The following is a 5,027-nucleotide window of genomic DNA, read 5'->3' on the forward strand; positions in this document are numbered from 1 at the left end:
AGAATTATACAAAGGGGACAAAAATGGAGGAAGTTATTTTATCGAGACTAATAGATGAGCAATCCAATGGATTGATAGTACTAAATAAAGACTTAGTAGTATTATATGCAAATAAAAAGGTAAGAGAATTTTTCTCATCAGATATAAATCAATTACTAGGTAATTATATTAAATGTAATAATACTATTGTTGAAAATTCATATTGTCAACAAACTTCTAAATGCGAAGAATGTATTTTAAGTAATGCAATAAAACAATTAAAACAAACAAGTGATAATCAAGATCTAGAAAACCTTAAGTTTAATTCAGAAGGCGAATATATTAATATATCTTTGAAAATATCATATATGTGTGATTTTATAATTTTAGAATTTACTGACTTATGTAATTTATATGAAGAAATAAATTTTTTATCGAGAATGATGGATAAGTCTAAGGATATAATGTTTTTTAAAGATAGTAACCTAAAATATAAATATGTAAATCAAAGTTGTGCCGAATTATTTAATTGTGAAAAAAATAAATTAATAAATAAAAATGATGAAGAATTATTGAGACAAAAACATATTGATGAATCATTGTATAAAGGGCTAATAAAAGGATGTATAAATACACTGGAAAAAGGATACTCTAAGCAAGTTATATCTTATAATAAAAGACATTTTAATGTATCAATGGAAAAAATCGAAGATGGTATTTTATGTATAGGTAGAGATATAACTGAAGAAATAAATGCTAATAAAAGAGCTGAAACGGATGTATTAACAGGTTTATTTAATAGAAGAAAATTTATTAATGATATGGATAGAATATTAAAGTATAGTGGATACGGTTTTTATTTAGCTCTTATAGATATAGATAATTTAAAAGATCTAAATAATAACTATGGGCACTTAAAAGGGGATAAATATTTAGAAAAATTAGGTCAAATACTTAATAATGCTAACAAAGGAAGGTTTTATAGAACTGGAGGAGATGAATTCGCAGGGATTGTCAGATTGAATAAAAAAGATATTAAATTTATGTTTGATGCTATTTTTAAAGAATTAGAGAATTTAAATTATAATCCACCGTTAACTATAAGTGTTGGGATTAATAAGATAGACATAAAAAAAACATATATTGAAAATTATAAAGAAGCAGATACTTTATTATATAAAGCGAAGAAAAATGGTAAAAATAGTTTCATACTAAATTAAAAAGCATGTTGAATACTCAACATGCTTTTTAATTATATAAATCTACAGCAATCTCACTTAGAGCTGACCTATCTAAGATTACCAAAGATTGTTTTTCCTTTTTAATAGTATTTTTTGAGCAAAGTTTATCTACTATTCTTAAAAAATGTCTGTAATTTGCTCCAAGTAGTTCTGATAATTGTGTGAAATTATCTGTAATCACCTTATCCTCAGGATTCAAATCACTTGGATATTGCAATCAGCATTTTCATCACAAGTTACTTCTACGTCCCAAATTACTTGAACTGGAGAGTAAAATCTAATAAGTAGAGACTTTCCGTTTGGTGTCGATATATATACCTTTGCTCTACATTTTACAAAGAAGTAAAAATAATCTAAGGTATTTTCCTTTATACAAACATGAGAACCTTTCTTAAAATAATGAAGCTCCATATGGTGTTCTATATTTTCGGTAAAAATTTCATTAATTTGAAATTTTTTTATATAATAACTTAATTTACTTTTATCATTTAGTTTTATCATGTTTATATACTCAAAAAAATCAAAAAATATGTCATATACCATAATATCTAGTAATAATTTTTTGATACTATAGTTAAGCTAAGAGAAAAGTATTATATCACATAGGAGGATAAAATAACATTGAAAAAAATTGTATGCTTAATAACGGTACTTATAATGACAGCATCTTCATTAGTAGGGTGTGGAGGAAATAAAGATAAGGCAACTAATAATGATGCATTAAAAGTTACAATGGTTACAAGTGTTGGTGGAGTTACAGATGGTAGTTTCAACCAAAGTGCTTGGGAAGGGCTTGAAAAGGCACAAAAAGACTTAGGAATTAAAGCAAGTTATATAGAATCAAAACAAGAAGCGGATTATGTAACAAATTTAGAACAAGCAGTAGATGGAGATAATGATTTAATCCTTGCAACAGGATTTCCAATGCAACAAGCATTACTTGATGCAGCTAAACATTATCCAGATCAAAAGTTTGCTATAGTTGACGTAGATTATGGAGATGAAACACCTGACAACGTTACTTGTATATCATTTAATGAGGAACAATCAGGATATGTAGCAGGTTTAGTTGCAGGAAAAATGACTAAAACCAATAAAGTTGGATTTGTTGGCGGAATGGATAATGTTGTAATCAGAAAATTCCAAATTGGATATGAAGCTGGTGTGAAAGAAGCTAATCCAGATGCAAAAGTTTTGTCTCAATATGTTAACTCATTTGCTGATCAAGCAAAAGGTAAATCAATAGCTACACAGATGTACAATAATGGTGCAGATATAATATTTGCATGTGCAGGAGATAGTGGTTTAGGAGTACTTGAATGTGCTAAAGAAACTGGAAAATATGCTATAGGTGTTGATAGAGACCAATATGATATTGCACCAGACAATATACTTACTTCAGCAATGAAAAAAGTAAATGAAGGTGTATATAGCGTAGTTAAAACTTTAAAAGATGGCACATTTGCAGGCGGAAAAACTTTAGTATTTGGTTTAAAAGAAGAAGGTATAGGACTTGCACCATCAACTGATAAAAATGTTCCACAAGATGTAATAGATTACGTTAATAAAAAAGTGGAAAAAATAATAAGTGGTGATATAGTAGTTCCAAATAAATAAGTATATGTGAAAGAAAGTGGCTGAAATTTAGGCCACTTTTTATATGAATTTATTTTTATTGATGTATTTTTTCAAAAAGATGGAGTATTAATTATACTTCAACCTTTTTATGTGAAAAATAAATGATATAGATTTAAATTAGATAAAATTTTATAAAAATAAATGAAACTTTTTACGACTTTTATGCGTCTAATATATAGGAGATAGCCTTCTCTATATGACAGATTTGTAAGTTGAAATACAGAAGTTTTAGTGTGATAATGAAATAAAGAAGTTATGATTTTATAATCGTAAATATGAAGGGAGTTAATAGCTATAAAAAAATTTTTAAAGAAACTTTTAATATTAATATTAGTTGTACTTATGGGAGTATATGGGTATAAGTTTTTAAAAGAAAAATATATACAACAATTAAATGAAAAATATGAACAAGAAACTAAAAATATGAGTGAAGAAGATTTAAAAATAGTAGATGAAGTTATCTCTCTAGCAAAAGAAAAAGAAGGCCAGGAATATACTTGGGGTGGTAAGGGAGAAATAATAACTAAAGAAAGATTAGAAGAACTTATAAGTTATTATGGAGAAAGTTACTATCCTTTAGATAAAAAAGATTATATAGGAAAACAAGGATTTGATTGTTCGGGACTTACTTATTGGACGTACAAAACTGTAACAAACGTAAATATTGGATATTCTACAACTGAACAAAAAGAAGTACTAAAGGATTATAAAGTTCAAATGAAAAATATTCAACCAGGAGACCTTATTTTTACAACTAGACATGTAGTTATGTATATTGGTAAAGGAAAAGTAATTAACTCAGCTAGTAGGAATCCATATCCTACAGGAGGTATAAAGATAGATTCTGTTTTGCCCTACAAAAAAGGAAAAGTATATCGCCCAATAGATTATATTAATTCATATCTACGAAATAAAGGTTAGGAATCTAAATTCTAGTAGGTTAAATATTTTAGAGGGAGTTTTGTAAATGATAGATATAATAAATTTGAGTAAAAAATATGGAAAAGTACATGCATTGGATGATGTGTCTTTTCAAATAAAAGAAGGAAAAATCATAGGCATATTTGGAATAAATGGAGTAGGTAAATCAACCATATTAAAATCTATAGCTGGAGTAATTAGACCAGATAAGGGGAAAATCCTTATAGATGGTGAAGAAATTAACCATAAATTATATAATAAAATAGCATTTATACCTGATGTAGATACTTACTTTCCACATCTAACTATAAAAGAAAGTTTGGCATTTATGAAAGAATTTTATATAAATTGGGACGAAGAAAAAGCATATAATATGCTGAAAATTTTCAATCTTACTGATGATCAGATGATAAGTAATTTATCAAAAGGAAATAGAGCCAGGGTTAAGATTATTCTTGGATTTGCACAAAATGCCAAATATATTTTACTAGATGAACCTTTTTCTGGTATAGATATTTTTAAAAGAGAAGAGTTTATTAAAGCTATGGTTGAATATATTTCTCCTAATCAAAGTATTATAATAACCACTCATGAAATTGCTGAGATAGAAGAAATAGTAGAAGAGGTAATAATACTTCATGATGGGAAAGTAGCATTTAACTTCAATGTGGAAGAAGTTAGACAGAATGAAAATAAGTCTATTATAGATAAGATGAGGGAGGTATATAGGGGTGAGTAAGATCTTAATGCTCTATGAGATAGAGTTTAAAAGAATTAAAAAGGTTTATTTCTCTATCTTAAGCTTAATTATTATAAGTAATCTTATTTGGTTTATTTACAATTTAAATTTGGTAGCAAAAGAAGTTCAAAGAATATTGAATATAAGAGGTGGATTAGGTCTACTTAAATCAGAAGAGGTATATATGATTATAAAAAATGGAGGATTTATTTACTCATTATATAGTTTATCGTTCTTTTTTATGATTTTAGGGCTTATATGGTGTTTATATTATACCTTACTAACTTGGTATAAAGACTTTTCAAGTAAGACAACGGTGGCTTATACTTTGTTCACTCTTCCTTGTAATAAGTTTAATATATTTTTATCGAAGTTATTAATAGTACTATCATTTATATATGGTGTATTAGCAACACAGCATATATTGTGGATTCTAGAGATACTCATAATGAAAAGTATTACAAGTATTAATATTAGTGAAATTATTTATATTATAAATTATAATAGCT

7 protein-coding genes are annotated in these 5,027 nt (G+C 26.8%); 5 read left to right on the top strand and 2 right to left on the bottom strand.

From position 1 onward, the window contains the following. Window positions 1-1,199, top strand: a 1,199-nt coding sequence (locus NSA58_RS16015) for a sensor domain-containing diguanylate cyclase (protein WP_257560674.1), incomplete at its 5' end; no start/stop codon positions are given. A 28-nt stretch (window positions 1,200-1,227) separates the two neighbouring features. Here NSA58_RS16015 and NSA58_RS16020 read toward each other — a convergent pair. Together NSA58_RS16020 and NSA58_RS16025 are read right to left on the bottom strand one after the other, a co-directional pair. Further along, window positions 1,228-1,401, bottom strand: coding sequence for a hypothetical protein (locus tag NSA58_RS16020; protein ID WP_257560675.1), 174 nt, complete (start codon window positions 1,399-1,401; stop codon window positions 1,228-1,230). Window positions 1,402-1,415: 14 nt separating this feature from the next. Further along, window positions 1,416-1,721 carry a cyclic nucleotide-binding domain-containing protein gene (locus tag NSA58_RS16025; RefSeq protein ID WP_074080039.1) on the bottom strand — a complete coding sequence of 102 codons (306 nt, stop codon included), beginning with the start codon at window positions 1,719-1,721 and terminating at the stop codon, window positions 1,416-1,418. A 120-nt stretch (window positions 1,722-1,841) separates the two neighbouring features. On the opposite strand from NSA58_RS16025, the gene NSA58_RS16030 reads away from it, so the two are divergent. The 4 genes from NSA58_RS16030 to NSA58_RS16045 all read left to right on the top strand — a co-directional run. After that, the gene (locus tag NSA58_RS16030) at window positions 1,842-2,837 is read left to right on the top strand and encodes a BMP family lipoprotein (RefSeq protein WP_277613755.1); all 996 of its coding nucleotides are present in this window, start codon (window positions 1,842-1,844) and stop codon (window positions 2,835-2,837) included. Between the two features lie 363 nt (window positions 2,838-3,200). Next, window positions 3,201-3,779, top strand: coding sequence for a C40 family peptidase (locus tag NSA58_RS16035; RefSeq protein ID WP_242842692.1), 579 nt, complete (start codon window positions 3,201-3,203; stop codon window positions 3,777-3,779). Between the two features lie 46 nt (window positions 3,780-3,825). Further along, window positions 3,826-4,518: an ATP-binding cassette domain-containing protein gene (locus NSA58_RS16040; protein ID WP_039678742.1), complete on the top strand. Its 693-nt coding sequence runs from the start codon at window positions 3,826-3,828 to the stop codon at window positions 4,516-4,518. After that, window positions 4,511-5,027, top strand: a 517-nt coding sequence (locus NSA58_RS16045; protein WP_257560676.1) for a hypothetical protein, incomplete at its 3' end; no start/stop codon positions are given. The genes NSA58_RS16040 and NSA58_RS16045, both read left to right, overlap by 8 nt.

It is taken from the genome of Terrisporobacter muris, assembly GCF_024621905.1.
GTDB classification, from domain to species: domain Bacteria; phylum Bacillota; class Clostridia; order Peptostreptococcales; family Peptostreptococcaceae; genus Terrisporobacter; species Terrisporobacter muris.

Excerpts from the sequence above, each read along its gene's own strand:
- NSA58_RS16025 (WP_074080039.1), bottom strand. The coding sequence starts at position 1,721 with ATGATAAAACTAAATGATAAAAGTAAATTAAGTTATTATATAAAAAAA.
- NSA58_RS16035 (WP_242842692.1), top strand. The coding sequence starts at position 3,201 with ATGGGAGTATATGGGTATAAGTTTTTAAAAGAAAAATATATACAACAA.
- NSA58_RS16040 (WP_039678742.1), top strand. The coding sequence starts at position 3,826 with ATGATAGATATAATAAATTTGAGTAAAAAATATGGAAAAGTACATGCA.